Origin of the sequence: Amycolatopsis sp. SB7-3, from assembly GCF_041021335.1 — a bacterium.
GTDB lineage: Bacteria > Actinomycetota > Actinomycetes > Mycobacteriales > Pseudonocardiaceae > Amycolatopsis > Amycolatopsis japonica.
Map to the genome: position 1 here is coordinate 37702 of NZ_JBFPJQ010000003.1, position 14579 is coordinate 52280.

20 protein-coding genes are annotated in these 14579 nt (G+C 68.4%); 9 read left to right on the plus strand and 11 right to left on the minus strand.

Annotation, left to right across the window (positions count from 1 at the left end; all coding sequences use genetic code 11):
• Nucleotides 1-15: 15 nt before the first annotated feature.
• Nucleotides 16-1206 (minus strand): cytochrome P450, encoded by a 1191-nt coding sequence (locus AB8M46_RS24825; protein WP_394361773.1) that lies wholly within the window; start codon nucleotides 1204-1206, stop codon nucleotides 16-18.
• A 107-nt stretch (nucleotides 1207-1313) separates the two neighbouring features.
• On the opposite strand from AB8M46_RS24825, the gene AB8M46_RS24830 reads away from it, so the two are divergent.
• Entirely contained in the window at nucleotides 1314-2390 is a 1077-nt protein-coding gene (locus AB8M46_RS24830) for a TetR/AcrR family transcriptional regulator (RefSeq protein WP_394362145.1), read from the plus strand.
• Here the strand turns inward: AB8M46_RS24830 and AB8M46_RS24835 are convergent.
• Nucleotides 2387-2911 carry a GNAT family N-acetyltransferase gene (locus AB8M46_RS24835; RefSeq protein ID WP_394361774.1) on the minus strand — a complete coding sequence of 175 codons (525 nt, stop codon included), beginning with the start codon at nucleotides 2909-2911 and terminating at the stop codon, nucleotides 2387-2389. The two genes, AB8M46_RS24830 and AB8M46_RS24835, sit on opposite strands and share 4 nt — an antisense overlap.
• A gap of 78 nt (nucleotides 2912-2989) precedes the next feature.
• Here AB8M46_RS24835 and AB8M46_RS24840 point away from each other — a divergent pair, with 78 nt between their 5' ends.
• The 3 genes from AB8M46_RS24840 to AB8M46_RS24850 all read left to right on the plus strand — a co-directional run bounded on the left by AB8M46_RS24840 (nucleotide 2990) and on the right by AB8M46_RS24850 (nucleotide 4897).
• On the plus strand, nucleotides 2990-3358 hold the full coding sequence (locus AB8M46_RS24840; protein ID WP_037344271.1) for a helix-turn-helix domain-containing protein: 369 nt from the start codon (nucleotides 2990-2992) through the stop codon (nucleotides 3356-3358).
• Between the two features lie 145 nt (nucleotides 3359-3503).
• Nucleotides 3504-4100, plus strand: a complete 597-nt coding sequence (locus AB8M46_RS24845) for a TetR/AcrR family transcriptional regulator (protein ID WP_378423467.1) — start codon at nucleotides 3504-3506, stop codon at nucleotides 4098-4100.
• Between the two features lie 35 nt (nucleotides 4101-4135).
• On the plus strand, nucleotides 4136-4897 hold the full coding sequence (locus AB8M46_RS24850; protein ID WP_394361775.1) for a glucose 1-dehydrogenase: 762 nt from the start codon (nucleotides 4136-4138) through the stop codon (nucleotides 4895-4897).
• A gap of 3 nt (nucleotides 4898-4900) precedes the next feature.
• On the opposite strand, the gene AB8M46_RS24855 is transcribed toward AB8M46_RS24850, so the two are convergent.
• The 6 genes from AB8M46_RS24855 to AB8M46_RS24880 are packed head-to-tail and all read right to left on the minus strand — an operon-like array spanning nucleotide 4901 to nucleotide 9513.
• Nucleotides 4901-6691, minus strand: coding sequence for a thiamine pyrophosphate-requiring protein (locus AB8M46_RS24855; RefSeq protein ID WP_394361776.1), 1791 nt, complete (start codon nucleotides 6689-6691; stop codon nucleotides 4901-4903).
• A 29-nt stretch (nucleotides 6692-6720) separates the two neighbouring features.
• On the minus strand, nucleotides 6721-7224 hold the full coding sequence (locus AB8M46_RS24860) for a hypothetical protein (RefSeq protein ID WP_037344279.1): 504 nt from the start codon (nucleotides 7222-7224) through the stop codon (nucleotides 6721-6723).
• Between the two features lie 12 nt (nucleotides 7225-7236).
• Nucleotides 7237-8532 carry an NAD(P)/FAD-dependent oxidoreductase gene (locus AB8M46_RS24865; RefSeq protein ID WP_394361777.1) on the minus strand — a complete coding sequence of 432 codons (1296 nt, stop codon included), beginning with the start codon at nucleotides 8530-8532 and terminating at the stop codon, nucleotides 7237-7239.
• A 2-nt stretch (nucleotides 8533-8534) separates the two neighbouring features.
• A complete protein-coding gene (locus AB8M46_RS24870) occupies nucleotides 8535-8801 on the minus strand; it encodes a DUF4235 domain-containing protein (protein WP_007030245.1) in 267 nt (88 codons plus the stop codon).
• Nucleotides 8798-9103, minus strand: a complete 306-nt coding sequence (locus AB8M46_RS24875) for a DUF3618 domain-containing protein (RefSeq protein ID WP_037344281.1) — start codon at nucleotides 9101-9103, stop codon at nucleotides 8798-8800. Before AB8M46_RS24875 ends, AB8M46_RS24870 begins: the two co-directional genes overlap by 4 nt.
• The gene (locus AB8M46_RS24880) at nucleotides 9100-9513 is read right to left on the minus strand and encodes a phage holin family protein (RefSeq protein ID WP_378423459.1); all 414 of its coding nucleotides are present in this window, start codon (nucleotides 9511-9513) and stop codon (nucleotides 9100-9102) included. The genes AB8M46_RS24875 and AB8M46_RS24880 overlap by 4 nt, the downstream gene beginning before the upstream one ends.
• Nucleotides 9514-9649: 136 nt before the next feature.
• On the opposite strand from AB8M46_RS24880, the gene AB8M46_RS24885 reads away from it, so the two are divergent.
• The 3 genes from AB8M46_RS24885 (at nucleotide 9650) to AB8M46_RS24895 (ending at nucleotide 11030) form a co-directional block, all read left to right on the plus strand.
• Nucleotides 9650-10111 (plus strand): SRPBCC family protein, encoded by a 462-nt coding sequence (locus AB8M46_RS24885; RefSeq protein WP_394361778.1) that lies wholly within the window; start codon nucleotides 9650-9652, stop codon nucleotides 10109-10111.
• A gap of 96 nt (nucleotides 10112-10207) precedes the next feature.
• Nucleotides 10208-10672 carry a hypothetical protein gene (locus tag AB8M46_RS24890; protein WP_394361779.1) on the plus strand — a complete coding sequence of 155 codons (465 nt, stop codon included), beginning with the start codon at nucleotides 10208-10210 and terminating at the stop codon, nucleotides 10670-10672.
• 28 nt (nucleotides 10673-10700) lie between these two features.
• The gene (locus tag AB8M46_RS24895; RefSeq protein ID WP_037344285.1) at nucleotides 10701-11030 is read left to right on the plus strand and encodes a DUF3140 domain-containing protein; all 330 of its coding nucleotides are present in this window, start codon (nucleotides 10701-10703) and stop codon (nucleotides 11028-11030) included.
• Between the two features lie 529 nt (nucleotides 11031-11559).
• Here AB8M46_RS24895 and AB8M46_RS24900 read toward each other — a convergent pair.
• From AB8M46_RS24900 to AB8M46_RS24910, 3 genes are all read right to left on the minus strand, one after another.
• On the minus strand, nucleotides 11560-12348 hold the full coding sequence (locus tag AB8M46_RS24900) for a SigB/SigF/SigG family RNA polymerase sigma factor (protein ID WP_037344286.1): 789 nt from the start codon (nucleotides 12346-12348) through the stop codon (nucleotides 11560-11562).
• Entirely contained in the window at nucleotides 12345-12797 is a 453-nt protein-coding gene (locus AB8M46_RS24905) for an anti-sigma factor (RefSeq protein ID WP_394361780.1), read from the minus strand. The genes AB8M46_RS24900 and AB8M46_RS24905 overlap by 4 nt, the downstream gene beginning before the upstream one ends.
• A 64-nt stretch (nucleotides 12798-12861) precedes the next feature.
• Complete coding sequence (locus tag AB8M46_RS24910; RefSeq protein WP_037344287.1) at nucleotides 12862-13194, minus strand: hypothetical protein; 333 nt, start codon at nucleotides 13192-13194, stop codon at nucleotides 12862-12864.
• A 111-nt stretch (nucleotides 13195-13305) separates the two neighbouring features.
• Here AB8M46_RS24910 and AB8M46_RS24915 point away from each other — a divergent pair, with 111 nt between their 5' ends.
• Both AB8M46_RS24915 and AB8M46_RS24920 read left to right on the plus strand, forming a co-directional pair.
• Nucleotides 13306-14268 (plus strand): TIGR03557 family F420-dependent LLM class oxidoreductase, encoded by a 963-nt coding sequence (locus tag AB8M46_RS24915; RefSeq protein ID WP_037344604.1) that lies wholly within the window; start codon nucleotides 13306-13308, stop codon nucleotides 14266-14268.
• A gap of 119 nt (nucleotides 14269-14387) precedes the next feature.
• Nucleotides 14388-14579 carry a hypothetical protein gene (locus tag AB8M46_RS24920; protein WP_037344288.1) on the plus strand — a complete coding sequence of 64 codons (192 nt, stop codon included), beginning with the start codon at nucleotides 14388-14390 and terminating at the stop codon, nucleotides 14577-14579.

A 14579-nucleotide genomic window follows, 5' to 3' on the forward strand; every position in this document is an offset into this window, starting at 1 on the left:
TTATTAGAACGTGTTTCAGTTTGCAACTGTGGCATGCAGTGTGACCGGCAGGGCGTTCAGTCGCCAGGTGCCCGGGTCCGGGATGCGCAGGAGCCCGTCGGCGAGTGCGAGATCGGGGAACCTGCGCAGCAGCGCGGTGAGTGCGACCTCGACCTGAACCCTGGCCAGCGAAGCGCCGAGGCAGAAGTGCGGCCCGTGGGCGAAGGCGAGATGCCACGCCGGTCCCGCCGCGCGCCGGATGTCGAAGACGTCCGGGTCGGGGAACGCCCTCGGGTCCCGGTTGGCCGCGGCGATCGCGACGGTAACAGGTTCTCCTTCGGGGATGAGGACGTCGCCGATCCGGACGTCCGTGGTGGCGAACCGGGGGAGGGTCAGCAACTGCGGGCTCTGCCAGCGCATCACCTCCTCGACCGCGCCGGGCATGAGCGCCGGATCGTCACGGAGTTCGGCCAGCTGTTCCGGGTGGGAAAGCAGGGTTTCGACCGCGTTGGCGATGAGATTGCCGGGCACCTGGCCGCCCAGTACGAGTTGCCAGACCAGTGCGACCAGTTCGGTTTCGCTCAGCCTGTCGCCGTCTTCGGCCTGGATCCTGAGCAGTTGCGAGAGGACGTCCTCGGCCGGTTCGAGCTTCCGCTTCGCGATGGCGGCGAGTGCGCCCTCGACGATCCCGGGGACCGCTTTCGCGAGCCCTGCCCCGTCGCCGGCCGACACGAGGGCGCCGTATTCGCGCCAACGCGGACGGTCGGCCTCGGGAATGCCGACCAGTGCGCAGATCACGTCCACCGGCAGCGGGCGCGCGAACGCGGTGACCAGGTCGATCCGGTCCTCTCCGGCGAGTTCGTCGAGGAGGGTGTCCACCAGCCGCTCGATCCCCTCGCGTAGTGCGGCGGCCTTGCGTGGGGTGAACGCGGGGGCGACCAGTCGTCGGAGCCGGAGGTGTTCCGGGCCCTCGACCTCCTGCATCGTCCGCATGTACGGGCGGCAGTGGTCGGGGATGTCCATGCGCTGATAGCTGTTCGCGCTCAGGGCGAAACGCGGGTCGCTCAGCATCTTCCGCGCCTCTTCGTGGCGCAGGACCGCCCACATCGAGAACCCCGGCGCGGAGAGTTTGGCGATCGGGGAGCGCTCGCGGACGGGGGCGTAGGCGGTGAACGGGTCGCGCAGGACCTCGGGGTCGGTGAGGAGGATTTCGGGAACTTCGGACAAGACGGCTCTCCCAGTTCGGATGTTCAACTCAGATGTTCTCATCATCTGAATGGTCAAGGTATCTTGATCCGGGTCCGAGAGCAATCGTGCTGGCTGACGGGAGGCCGATGGTCCGGCTGAGCAGGGCGGAGACGCAGGAGCGCAATCGCGCGAAGGTGCTGGCCGCCGCGCGCGACGAGTTCGCGGAGCAGGGCTTCCGCGACGCCAAGATCGACGTCATCGCCGAACGGGCGGAACTCACCCGAGGGGCGGTCTACTCGAACTTCCCGGGGAAACGCGCGCTGTACTTCGCCGTCCTCGCCGAGCTGGCCGAACGATCCGCCGGAGCGCCGCACTCCGTGCCCGGCGAGACGCTCGAAGGTGCGCTGGGCGCGCTGGCCAGGGCTCGGGTGGCGGTGCTTCCCCTGGACGACGATCAGGCCGGCCTCGCCCGCGACCTGATGCCCGAGGTGCTCGCGGACGAGCATGTCCGGCGCCCGTTCGCCCAGCTGGTGAAGCTCAACGGGCTGCTGCTCGGGCTCGCGCTGGAGCGGCTCGACCCGCCGGAGCGGACGGCGGGATCGCCGATCCCGCGCCGGGTCCGGCTCGCGGAGACCGTGCTGACCACGCTGCACGGCGCCGGCCAGCTGGCGGCCACCGCGCCGGGGCTCGTCGAGCCCTTCGACGTCGTGAGCGCGTGCGAACGGCTGGCGGGGCTGGCCTTCAACGACTGGTGGGCGCCGCCGGTGATCGCGCCCACGGCGCAGGCCGCGGACCGGCCGTGGTCACCGCCCGGGGCCGTCGACCTCGTCCGCGCCGAATCCTTCGTGCCCGGCGACGGCGTCGTCGTCGTGCTGGGTACTCATCGGCTGGCCGCCGCGGAAGAAGCCGTCCGCGCCTCGGGCGGCGAGGTCACCGTCGTCGCCGTGACGAGTGATCCCGACGAGCTGGTGCCGCTGACCCGGCTGATCGTCGCGGAACTGTGCGGCGGCCTGCGGCAGGCCTTCCCGGAATCGGCGTGGCCGGGCGTGCGCGTGGTGTGCGACGCGACCGGGACACTGGCGGCCGCGGCGGGGGTGCTCGCGGTCAGCGACGAGACCGAGGCCGCGATCCGGGTCGAGCGGGGCAGGATCGTCGCCATCGCGGACGGCCGCGGCGCGGGGCACGCCGTCTCGGGTGAAGTGTCCCGTGTGGACAGTGCCTAGACCGTGTCGGTGTGGCGGATCCGGTACACCTGCAGGCGAAGCCCGTAGTACTTGTCGGTTTCCCCGACCCAGACCATGCCGAGCCGTTTCGCGGTCGCGATGGCGCGCGTGTTGTTCGGGCGGGCGACGGCGAAGAGTTCGTCCGTGTCCTGGGTGAACGCCCAGCCGATCAGCGCACGCGCGGCCTCGGAGGCGTAACCCTCGCCCCAGGCGTCCGGATGCAGCTGCCAGCTGATCTCCAGGTCCTCTTCGTACGGCGGCAGCAGATGGATGCCGAGCCCGCCGACGACCATGCCGTCTTCCTCGCGCTGCACCGCCCATCTTCCGCGCGGCGGCACGAGATTCGGCTGCGCCTGCTGCCAGGCCTGCAGAACCGAACGCATGGCCGCCGCGTCGGTCACCCGGTCCATCGCCGGGGTGAGCCAACGGGTCACGTCGGTGGTGCCGTAGATCGCCAGCGCGGCTTCGGCGTCGTCCTCGGACCACTCGCGGACGACGAGCCTTTCGGTGGTCAAGTCCATAACAGAACGTTACGCGCACAGGTGGGGTCATGGGGTGTCCGGATCATGACAACTCGGCAACCCGCGTACCTTGGCCTCATGCGCGCCGACGCCTCGACCACGCCCGACCAGGCCTGCCCGATCGCCCCGGTGGTCGACCTCGTCTTCAGCCGCTGGACCACGCCGATCCTGTGGGCGCTCAACGAGTTCGGCAGGCAGCGGTTCGTCGAACTCGAGCGGCGCATCGGCACGATCACGCCGAAAGTGCTGACGCAACGGCTGCGGCAACTGGAACGCGACGGTCTGATCACCCGGACCTATCACGCCGAGGTGCCGCCCCGGGTCGAGTACGAGATCAGCGACCTCGGGCGGAGCCTGGCGCCGCTGTTCGCGACCCTCGCGGACTGGTCGACGGAGAACCTGCCGAAGGTGGAAGAGGCTCGGTCGGCTTACGACGCCGGTAGTTGAGGGGCTTTCGCTGCGTCTCCGGGCGGTTTCGCGTGACCGCAGGGACGACACGCGTGATCAGGCGGACGACACGCGTGTCCAGGCGGACGACTCGTGGCGACTCGCTTATTTGACCGATCGGTCCAGATGAGGTTAAGCTCCTGTCATGTCCCGGGTGAAGGAATTCGACGTCGACGCGGCCTGCGAAGCCGCACTGGAGCTGTTCTGGCGGCAGGGCTACGAGGCCACCTCGGTCAGTGACCTGGTCGCCGAGCTCGGCATCGGCAAGGCGAGCCTGTACGCGACCTTCGGCACCAAGCACGAGCTGTACCTGACGGCCTTGAATCGCTACATCGCCCGGGGCAACGAGCGGTTCGTCGAGGATTTCGCCGGTCCGTGGCCGGCGGTCGCGGGAGTGCGACGGCTCATCGACCGCTATCTCGCCGAAATCCTGGGCGAATCGGGCCGCAAAGGTTGCTTCGTGGTCAACGCCGCCATGGAGATGATGCCGAAGGATCCCGAGGTCGTGCGGGTGGTCGAGCGCAGCTGGGACGCGCTCGAACTGGCGGTGCGGATGGCGTTGAGCCGCGCGAAGGCGCAGGGCGAACTCGACGCCGCCGCCGACCCGGAAGAGCTGGCCGGCTTCCTGCTCACCGTCCTGCAGGGCATGAGGGTGCTGAGCAAGGGGCCGGATCCCGCGGCGCGGGTCAAGGCGGCGGCGAGGCAGGCCATCGCGGTTCTCGAAGCCGCTCGCAAACACTGATAATGGAACGATCGGACCAGAAAGTGGTATTCACTGTGGGGAAGCGATTCAACGGCAAGGTCGTCCTGGTCACCGGTGGAGGATCCGGGATCGGGCGCGCCACGGCGGCGGCCTTCGCGCGCGAAGGCGCTCAGGTGGTCGTTTCCGGGCGAGACGGCGAGAAGCTGCGTCAGACCGTGAAGGAGATCGAGGCGGACGGCGGAACGGCCGACGCGGTGACCGCGGACGTGAGTGTCGGCTCCGAAGTCGAGCGTCTCGTCGCCGAGACCGTGCGGAGGCACGGCAAACTCGACATCGCGTTCAACAACGCCGGCGTCCTCGGCAGCCCGGCACCGACGGCGGATCTCGACGAAGACGGCTTCGACGCCGTCCTGCGGACGAACCTCACGGGCACTTGGCTGTCCATGAAGCACGAGATCGCCCAGATGCGGAAGGGCGGCGGGGGAGCCATCGTCAACATGTCGTCCAACGTCGGCTCGCACCACCGCCTGCCGGGCATGGCCGCGTACGCCGCGTCGAAGGCCGCCGTGGACGTGCTGACCCGGACCGCCGCCCGCGACCACATCGCCGAGGGCATCCGGATCAACGCGGTCAGCCCCGGCGCCACCGACACCGACATGTCGTTCCGGCCCGGTGAGTCCGAGGCCGACCGCGCCGCCCGGCTCGGCGCGGTCATCCCGCTCGGCCGGATCGGCGCGGTCGAGGAGATCGCCGCGGCGGTCCTCTGGCTGGCTTCCGACGAGTCCGCGTACGTCGTGGGGCACGACATCGTCCTCGACGGCGGCGCCAGCGCGTGAACCTCAGCGGCGCGAGGGCAGCAGTTCCTGCATCTTCGTCTTGATGCCCTGAGTCAGCAGGTGCCAGGCGTCGGGTTCGCCCTTGAGGACGGCTTCGGTCATCGACTTCACCTGCTCGAAGGTGGCGTGCGGCGGAATGGGCGGCACCTCGGGATCGCAGCGGACGTCGAGCACGGTCGGCACGTCGGTCGACAGCGCGACGTCCCACGCCTCGCCGAGCCGGGCGGGATCGTCGACGGCGATCCCGCCCAGGCCGATCTCCAGCGCGAAGTCCGAATAGGACACTTCCGGCAGGGTCTGCGACGGCTCGAACTTCGGCGCGCCGCCCATGGCGCGCAGTTCCCAGGTGACCTGGTTCAGATCACCGTTGTGGAACACGCAGATGACGCACCGCGGATCCGTCCACAGTTCGCGGTACCGGGCGATGGTCAGCAGTTCCGCCATCCCGTTCATCTGCATCGCGCCGTCGCCGACCAGCGCGATCACCGGCCGGTCGGGATGGGCGAACTTCGCGCCGATCGCGTAGGGGACGCCGGAACCCATCGTCGCGAGGGTGCCGGAAAGCGTGCCCCGCATGCGGCCGCGCATCCGGAGGTTCCTGGCGTACCAGTTGGTGGCCGAACCGGAGTCGGCGGTGACGATGGCGTCCTCAGGGATCCGCTCGGACAGCTCGTGCACGATCCGCATCGGGTTGACCGGTTCCGCCTCCAGCATCGCCTGCCGGGTCAGCGTCTCCTGCCATTCGCCGACGTTCTTCTCGATCCGCTCGCGCCAGCCGCGCTCGGATTTCCCTTCCAGCAACGGGATCAGTTGCTGCAAGGTCCCTTTCGCGTCGCCGAGGAGATTGACCTCGGTCGGATAGCGCAGCCCGAGGAACCGGGGATCGATGTCGATCTGGACCGCCCGCGCCTGGCCGAATTCCGGCAGGAACTGCGCGTACGGCATGTTCGAGCCGACGATCAGGAGCGTGTCGCAGTCCCGCATCATCTCGTACGTCGGCCGCGTGCCGAGCAGCCCGATGGAGCCGGTCACGTACGGCAGGTCGTCGGTCAGGACATCCTTGCCCAGCAACGCTTTCGCCACTCCGGCACCGGTCAGCTCGGCCACCTCGCGCACCTCGGTGACGGCGTTGCGCGCGCCCTGCCCGACCAGGATCGCGACCTTCTCGCCCGCGTTCAGCACCTCAGCCGCGCGGGCGACCTCGTCCGACGGCGGGATGACGCTGGCCCGCGGGTGATCGGGCGGGGAGGACGGCACGTGCTTGAACTCGTGCTGCGGCGGCTGATAGGTCTCCTCCTGCAGATCCGCCGGGATGATCAGCGCCGTGGGCGCGCGTTGGGCGATGGCCGTGCGGAGGGCGCGGTCGAGGGCGTTCGGCAGCTGTTCGGGGACGTTCACCTCGACGAGGTATTCGCTCGCGACGTCCTTGAACAGCGCCTGCAGGTCCACCTCCTGCTGGTAGCTGCCGCCCATCGCGCTGCGCGCGGTCTGCCCGACGATCGCCACCACCGGCACGTGGTCGAGTTTGGCGTCGTAGAGACCGTTGAGCAGGTGGATCGCCCCCGGGCCGGACGTCGCCATGCAGACACCGGGCCGTCCGCTCAGCTTCGCGTATCCGACGGCCGCGAACGCCGCCATCTCCTCGTGGCGCGTCTGCACGAACCGGGGCTTGTTCTCCGCCGCGCCGAACGCGGTCACCAGCCCGTTGATGCCGTCGCCGGGATAGGCGAAGACCTGCTCCACGTCCCATTCGCGCAGCCTGGTCAGAACATGGTCCGCAACGGTTTCGCTCATGGGCGCCGGATACCGCCCCGCCCCGGCGGCTAAACGTCCTCGAGGATCTTGGTGACCCCCGCGACGACGTCGGGATGCCCGAGCGGCAGCGGCGGCGGGATCCGGTTGTACGGCTCGCCGGTGCTGTGCGGGAGCACGTCCACCGCGGTCCCGCCGGAGCGCACCCGTTCGGCCAGTTCGGAGGACTCGTCCGGTACCGGGTCGACCAGCAGGACATGGGACGCGGCGCCGGGATGGCGTTCGGCCAGCCGCAGCGCCTCCGCGGCCGAATCGCCGGCGGCCACCACGTCGATCGGCGGGCCGCCGGGTTCCGCGTCGCCGAGGACGTCTTCGGCCTGGCTGAGCGCGCCGTCGACGGGCAGCCTGCACCAGATGACCTGACGCTGGGCCGCGAGCGGCCGCCACGTGGCCGGGAGTTCACCGTGCTTCCCCTCGCCCGCGGGGTCGAGGACCAGCAGCTTGGCCGCTTCGTTGCCGCCTTCGGTGACCACGGAGGGGCCTTCGGCGCGGACGGGATCGGATTCGGCGGTCATGGGGCGTCTCCTCTAGCAGTTCGTGCGGGGCAGTTCGGGGGAATCCGTGTCGAGCGGCACCGAACCCGAGCGTACGAGTCCTAATTGGACGGTCTGCCGTTTCGTCACCGCGTCCAGGGCCCAGTCGGTGGCGGTCCGCAGCCGGTTGCCCGGCATGGCCAGCAGGTGGTAGCCGCGGGTGACCGCCTTCGCGGCGAACCCGGAAAGCGGGATGTGCAAGGGATTCGCGGCCGCCTGGTGGGCGCCGAGGTCGACGACGAAGCCGAGGTCGTGGTGCCGGTACGTGCCGTGCGACCCGTGTCCGAGTGACGCCGCCACGTTCTTGCCGGCGAGCTTGCCCTGTCGTTCGGCGTGCTGGGCCGTCATCGGCGTGTACTCGCCGGGCCTGGTCAGATCCGGTACGGCAGCCGCGTCCCCGCACGCGTAGACGTCGCGCCGCCCGGGAACGTTCAGCTGCGCCGTCACCACCAGCCTGCCCTTGGCGGTCTTCAGCCCCAGATCCTCGATGAGCGGATCCGGCCGGACGCCGACGCACCACACCAGGGTGTGGGTCGGCACGGATTCACCGGAGGTCAGGGTGACCCCGTCCTGCCCTGCGTCCTCGATCGAAGTCTTCATCAGCACCTCGACACCGCGTGCGCGCAACACCTCGTCCGCGGTGGTGCCGAGCCGCCGGTCGAGTTCCGGCAGGACCCGGTCGGCCAGATCCAGCAGCAGCCACCGGATCTTCTGATCCTTCAGTTCGGGGTGCCGGGCGGCGAGCGCGGCGGTGAACGCCGGCCCCTGCGCGGCGACCTCGGTCCCGGTGTACCCGGCGCCGACCACGACGAACGTGCAGCGCGCGTCGCGTTCGGCCGGATCCTTCGCGGAAGCGGCGAGCTCTATCTGCCGGGTGACGTGATCCCGCAGGTACAGGGCTTCGGGCAGGCCACGGAAACCGTGGGCGTATTCCGGCACGCCGGGGATCGGCAGCAGTTTGTTGACACTGCCCGCGGCGAGCACCAGGCGGTCGTAGCCGAGGTGGTGTTCGCGGTCTTCAGGATCGGTGTAGGCCACGGTGCGGCCGTCGAAGTCGACGGAGGTCGCCGTGCCGAGCACGAGGCGCACCCCGCGCAGCGTGCCCGGAATGGACACCGAGATCCGCCGCGGTTCCAGGATCCCGGCGGCGACTTCGGGGAGCAGGGGGAGATAGAGGAAGTAGTCGGTCGGGTTCAGCACCACGATCTCGGTGTCGTCGCCGACCGATTTGAGCAGGGTCTTCGCCGCGTTGTACCCGGCGAAGCCGCCTCCGATGATCACGACGCGCATCGTCAGTCCTCCGTGGGCCAGTCGCCGGTCGCCTTGCGGTAGCCGACCGCGCCCGCCCGTTCCGTGGCGGCCTTCACCGCACCGAAGATCGCGCCCTGCGCGGCGGCCGCGACGATCACCTGGGTCCAGGTGAAATCCCGGTCGGTGGCGTTCGGCGCGTCCTCCTCGCCGCTCACGCGTTTCCAGATCTGCTTGAACGCGATCCCGGCGAGGACACCGCCCGCGGCGCTCACGACCATGTTCAGCGGTTTGTAGAGAACCTTGTTCACGACGAAGACCTCTTTCGCAGGATCAGCCGGATCGTGACGAGCAACGCGAGCACGCCGGCGAAGATCGGCAGGGGATTGGCACGGACGATTTCGGTGCCCTGGCGGAACTTGTCGGCCGCGGGCTCGGAAACCTTGTCGGAGATCTTCGCGCTGGCTTGATCGACCTTCGCGTCGAGGTTGTCGTTCACCCTCGCCTTGACGTCCAACTTCTTGCCCAGCGCGTCGAGGGTCTCGGTGAGTTCTTCGCGCGTCACGTCACGATCGGCGCGGGCTTCTTCGGCGTTCTTGGGGAAATCGCTCATGAGCGGACTCCTTGCTTGACGGTGTCGACATCGTCGCGGACACCCTCGATGGCTTCTTCCGGAACCGGCGGGCTCGCGCTCGTGACCTCCTTCTTGCCGACGAGCGCGGAGAGACCACCGATCAGAAGGAGCGCTGCGCCCGTCACCACGGCCGCCAGCCACGCGGGCATGACCAGGGCGAGGGCCAGCACCACGGCGGTGATCAGCGTCGCCAGGCCGAAGAGCGCGAAAATGCCCGCCGCGCCGAACAATCCGGCGCCCACGCCCATCTTCTTGCCCTTGCCCTGCAACTCGAACACGGCGAGCCGCATCTCGTCGCGGACCAGGTGTTTGACCTCGTCACCGAGATCGGAAACCAGTTCGCCGACCGACCTTTCCTCGGGCGGCTTCCGGTGGGTCTCTTCGATCATGGGGCACCTCCTCGGAGCGTTCTGCCCGCCGGGTACCCGGCCGCCCGGCGGGTCAATCACAGCGTGTTTCGCTCCACTGAGCGCCGGGTAGCCGGGGAGTGCCGGCTCGAAAAGCACCCAACGGACAGGAGGATGCATGAGCACGATCACCGAAATGGTGGACGTCGAAGTCCCGGTGAAGACCGCGTACAACCAGTGGACTCAGTTCGAGAGCTTCCCGCAGTTCATGGAAGGTGTCGAAGAGATCCGTCAGATCGACGCGACCCATACCCACTGGGTGACCAAATTCGGTGGGGTGAGCCGGGAATTCGACGCGACGATCACCGAGCAACATCCCGACGAACGTGTCGCGTGGACCTCGGACTCCGGTCCCGACCACGCGGGCGTCATCACCTTCCATCGCCTGGACGACAACAAGACCCGTGTCACGGCGCAGATGGAGATCGACCCGGAAGGCTTCGCCGAGAACGTCGCCGACAAACTCGGCGTGCTCGACCGCCGGATCAAGGGCGACATGAAGCGGTTCAAGGAATTCATCGAGAGCCGCGGCCGCGAATCCGGCGCGTGGCGCGGTGAGGTGGACCGCCCCGGCAGCTGACCATCACCCGGGACCTCCCCCTGGAAGACGGCGTTTTCCAGGGGGAGGTCCCGGGTATCTCAGGGGTGAGGTCCATTACGAAGGGAGCGTTCCGGCATGACTACCAACGCATACGTGGCCTTCCTCGTCATCGGGGTGGCGCTGGTCATGCTCGACGGTCTGATCATCTACCAGAGCGGTAAGCGCTACCTGCGGGGTTCCCACGGGGATCCCGCCGCGGGCGCGTCGATGACCTGGCTTGTGACGGTGTTGTTCCACCTCGCGACGTTGGGCGTCTTGGCGCTGTTGTCGACCATCGACATCGGGGGCAGCGACCTGCCCGGTGTGGTGGGCAGGCTCGGTGTCCTGCTGCTGGTACTGGCCATCGCCCACGCGATCACGCTCAGCGTGCTCTCGCGGATCCGTGGTGAGCAGGAGGCCGAAGCGGTCATCAACCGTCCCCGGCAGCGTGTCGATCCCGAACAGCAGGGCACGACCGTGACGCCGGTGCCCGGGCAGGACGGCCGTTACCCGGCGGCGAGCCCGTCGATCGAACACCAGGCGCCGTACACGACGCCGTAGAAGTCCAGTGCTGGCAGGAGGTTTCGCCGTGCACGAGATCGATGACGAACTGTGGGAAGAATTCCATCGCGTGGTCAACATGACCTCGCGGGAACTGGCCGACTGGCTGCGCACGCGGTCGGCCGACGACGAGGACGAAGCACTGCCGGACCAGGCGGGGACGCCGACCGGGCGGCATGTGCTGGGCATCCTCGGCAAGCGCCGGACCGACCTCACCGCCGAGGACGAACGGGTGATGCGCTCGGTCGTCCGCCGGGTGGCGGACGAGCGGCGCGACGACCTGGAACCGGTCGCGGGCCAGGCGCACTGGCGGCACAAGCTGATGTCGGTGGGGCATGACCCGCTGAAACCCGCGTAGGTCTTTCACCGTGAAGGCCCCCTTCACTGCGCTGGACGCAGTGAAGGGGGCCTTCAAAGTCGCATACGCGCTGGCCGGTACCACTCTCGGCGTACGGCGGATGACAGGAGGTTCACCCGGTTTCCGTCCACAAGGACGCCATCAGGCGGATAAATGTCCTTTTGATTCTTATTTGCACGGTTTTTGAGTGGGTCGTGAGTGGCGATTGCCGTTAGAACGACCAAAACACTCACGACCACCCCTGAAAACGCCCAAACCGGGCATGGTCACCTTGGCGGTGTCCCCTGTGGACGGTCGAGCGATGTGTGGGGGATCAGGGTGACGAGCTTCCCTTGGTCGCCGCTTGACCAGCACTTATGCGACTTTGCCGGTTCACTGCACTGGACGCAGTGAAGGGGGCCTTCACGTGTGCTTGGAGCCGGAACACGCGTGATCAGAGCCGGATCACACGTGATTGGGGGCGGAACAGAGAGTTCCGCCCCCAATCACGCGAGTTCGGTCTCCAATCACACGTGTTCGCCGTTCGGTGCTACTCCGAGAGCTTCCCGCGCAACTGTTCCAGCGTCTGCGACAGGAGCCGCGAAACGTGCATCTGCGAGATGCCGATGCGTTCCGCGATCTGCGTCTGGGTGTAGCCACCGAAGAACCGCATGACGAGGATCGCGCGTTCGCGCTTCGGGAGTTCCCGCAGCAGCGGTTGCAGCGCCTCGTGGGTCTCCACCAACGCCATGTCGTGGTCCTCCTCGCCGATCGTGTCGGCGAGCGAGAGGGCCTCGGTGGCGTTGTCGTGGACCGGTTTGTCGACCGACAACGTCTGGTACGCCTGGCCGGCCAGCAGCCCTTCGCGGACGTCGTTGACTTCGAGCCCCAGGTATTCGGCGAGTTCGGTCGGCGTCGGCGCGCGGCCGAGCCGCTGCGACAGCGCCGCCGTGCCCTGGCTGAGCGAGACGTGGAGTTCCTTGAGCCGCCGCGGTACCCGGACCGACCAGCCGGTGTCCCGGAAGTGACGCCGGACCTCGCCCATCACCGTGGGCACGGCGAACGAGAGGAAGTCGTGCCCACGGCCGGGGTCGAACCGGTCGACCGCGTTGATCAGACCGATCCGCGCCACCTGCACCAGGTCCTCGCGGGGTTCGCCCCGGCCGGAGAACCTGGTGGCGATGTGTTCGGCGAGCGGCAGGAGCTCGGTGACGAGCCGGGCACGCAGCTCTTGGCGGCGCGGAGAGTCCTCCGGCAGCGACGACAACTCCTCGAAGAGGGGCTCGCAGTGGGCGTAGTCGTCCGCCTGCCGGGTGAGTGTCTTGCGCTCGCCACTCACCCGTCGCTCGTTCCCGGGGCCAGGACGAGCTCGATCGTCGTCGTGCCCCCCAGTTCGCCGGGGATCGGTTCGCATCGGGCGGTCACCGACCCGGTCAAGGTCGTCAAGACGTGCCAGCCGAAGGTCGTCTCGCTCGGCAGATAGGGCTTGCTCGTCCGCGTCGAGATCGAGACGGCGATCCCCTCCGGTATCTCGTGGAAGACACAACAAAGAACGGCTCCCAGTTCCGCGGGCTGGACAAGTTGGGAACAGGCTTCGTCGACGGCCATCTTCGCGTCTGAAATGGCGTCCAAGCCGAAGTCCGCGCGCGCCACCACACCGTGGGTGAGCGTGCGGACGAGAGGGATCTGCTCCGCCTCGGCGGGGAGACGGAGTTCGACCCGGTCGGACAGACCGTCCGACTGGGCCCTGGTCTGCGGGGTCAGGCCGCCCCGCCCGTATGCGTCCATTACTGAATCCATCCGTCCATGGCCGTGGTATGACCGCGACGGGGATCCGCCGCGTGACGCGTGCTCAACGACCCAGAGCTCGTTGAAGCTCCTTTTTGGACATCTTCGACCTACCCTCGACGTTGCGCTGCTTCGCCTCGTTGTAGAGCTGGTCCTTCGTCGGTCCGTTCGGGCCCAGCCGGTTGCCGGACCGCTTACCACCACGCCGCTGCGGTGACATGTCCTCCAGGGACGTCCGGCTGGCCTCGCGTGCCTCGCCCGCCTGCGCGCGGTTCTTGTTGACCGTCCGCGCGGCGATCTCCTCGGCCCGGTCGGTGCTCGCGCCCCGGTCCTTCGCCGATTCCTTGATGTGCTCGTACTGACGTTCTCGTTTGTCGCTCCAAGCCTGCTGCGGCATCGCGGCTCCTCTCCTTCTGCGGATCAGGTACCCCGTTCGATTCGCCGGATAAACGTCCGGTTGATCCAGGGGACGGGCGGGTACGCGGAGGTCGACGCGAAGGAGGTTTCGATGCGCATCGGCTACACACTCATGACCGAACAGGCCGGACCGAAGGACCTGGTGGGATACGCCGCCGGAGGCGAGAAGGCGGGGTTCGACTTCGAGGTGATGAGCGACCACTATTCGCCGTGGCTCGACGAGCAGGGGCATTCGCCGTACGCGTGGAGCGTGCTGGGAGCGGTCACCCAGAGCACCGAACGGGTCGAACTGATGACCTTCGTGACGTGCCCGACCATGCGCTATCACCCGGCGGTGGTGGCGCAGAAGGCGGCGACCGTCCAGGCGTTGTCGGACGGCCGGTTCACCCTCGGGCTCGGCGCGGGGGAGAACCTCAACGAGCACGTCGTCGGCCGCGGCTGGCCGCCGGCGAACGTCCGCCACGAGATGCTGGCCGAAGCGGTCCAGATCATCGGCGGGCTCTTCGACGGCGGCTACTTCAACTACAAGGGTGACCACTTCCGGGTGGACTCGGCGAAACTCTGGGACCTGCCGGAGCAGCGCGTGCCGATCGCGGTCGCGGTGTCCGGGTCGCAGTCGGTGACCCGGTTCGCGCCGATCGCCGACGCGATGATCGCGGTGGAACCGGACGAATCACTGAGCCGCGAGTGGGACGCCACCAAACTCGGCCCGCCCACCAGGAAGATCGCGCAGCTGCCGGTGTCCTGGGGCGAGGATCGCGACGCCGCGATCCAGCGGGCGCACGAGCAGTTCCGCTGGTTCGGCGGTGGGTGGAAGGTCAACGCCGAACTGCCGGGGCCCGCGGGATTCGCCGGTGCCACGCAATTCGTCACGCCGGACGACGTCGCCGCGGCGATCCCGTGCGGTCCCGACGTGGACGCGATCGTGAAGCGGGTGGGCGAATTCGAGGCCGCCGGATTCACCGATGTGGCGTTGATCCAGATCGGTGGCGACCAGCAGGAAGGCTTCCTGCGGTTCGCCGAGGAGACGCTGCTCCCGGCGCTGCGGAGCTGATTCACACGGACGGAGCAGTCGCTCTGTGTCTCTGCGCACCCGAACGGGGACACCTGTGTTCAAACCCGCGAACGCGGGTACCAAGCAGTCACGTCATCCTTCAGCCAAGGGGGAAACCGATGCACAACGAACTCGGGCTTCATCCGGTGCCGGACCTGCTGCCGGAAGGCCAGGACACACCGGAGCAGGAGGCCATCCGCCGTAGGGCGGCCCTGGCCGTGGCTTCGCGGGCCAAGAGCCCCGAAGACTGCGCGACCCTGCTGGACATGCTCGGCCTGCACGACCGCGGCAGCAGCTCCGAAGTCGCTTGA

What these genes read in the sequence shown, in the direction of transcription:
- AB8M46_RS24830 (WP_394362145.1), top strand. Translation starts at nt 1,314, where the DNA reads ATGGTCCGGCTGAGCAGGGCGGAGACGCAGGAGCGCAATCGCGCGAAG.
- AB8M46_RS24835 (WP_394361774.1), bottom strand. Translation starts at nt 2,911, where the DNA reads ATGGACTTGACCACCGAAAGGCTCGTCGTCCGCGAGTGGTCCGAGGAC.
- AB8M46_RS24840 (WP_037344271.1), top strand. Translation starts at nt 2,990, where the DNA reads ATGCGCGCCGACGCCTCGACCACGCCCGACCAGGCCTGCCCGATCGCC.
- AB8M46_RS24845 (WP_378423467.1), top strand. Translation starts at nt 3,504, where the DNA reads ATGTCCCGGGTGAAGGAATTCGACGTCGACGCGGCCTGCGAAGCCGCA.
- AB8M46_RS24855 (WP_394361776.1), bottom strand. Translation starts at nt 6,691, where the DNA reads ATGAGCGAAACCGTTGCGGACCATGTTCTGACCAGGCTGCGCGAATGG.
- AB8M46_RS24860 (WP_037344279.1), bottom strand. Translation starts at nt 7,224, where the DNA reads ATGACCGCCGAATCCGATCCCGTCCGCGCCGAAGGCCCCTCCGTGGTC.
- AB8M46_RS24865 (WP_394361777.1), bottom strand. Translation starts at nt 8,532, where the DNA reads ATGCGCGTCGTGATCATCGGAGGCGGCTTCGCCGGGTACAACGCGGCG.
- AB8M46_RS24875 (WP_037344281.1), bottom strand. Translation starts at nt 9,103, where the DNA reads ATGAGCGATTTCCCCAAGAACGCCGAAGAAGCCCGCGCCGATCGTGAC.
- AB8M46_RS24880 (WP_378423459.1), bottom strand. Translation starts at nt 9,513, where the DNA reads ATGATCGAAGAGACCCACCGGAAGCCGCCCGAGGAAAGGTCGGTCGGC.
- AB8M46_RS24885 (WP_394361778.1), top strand. Translation starts at nt 9,650, where the DNA reads ATGAGCACGATCACCGAAATGGTGGACGTCGAAGTCCCGGTGAAGACC.
- AB8M46_RS24890 (WP_394361779.1), top strand. Translation starts at nt 10,208, where the DNA reads ATGACTACCAACGCATACGTGGCCTTCCTCGTCATCGGGGTGGCGCTG.
- AB8M46_RS24905 (WP_394361780.1), bottom strand. Translation starts at nt 12,797, where the DNA reads ATGGACGCATACGGGCGGGGCGGCCTGACCCCGCAGACCAGGGCCCAG.
- AB8M46_RS24910 (WP_037344287.1), bottom strand. Translation starts at nt 13,194, where the DNA reads ATGCCGCAGCAGGCTTGGAGCGACAAACGAGAACGTCAGTACGAGCAC.
- AB8M46_RS24915 (WP_037344604.1), top strand. Translation starts at nt 13,306, where the DNA reads ATGCGCATCGGCTACACACTCATGACCGAACAGGCCGGACCGAAGGAC.
- AB8M46_RS24920 (WP_037344288.1), top strand. Translation starts at nt 14,388, where the DNA reads ATGCACAACGAACTCGGGCTTCATCCGGTGCCGGACCTGCTGCCGGAA.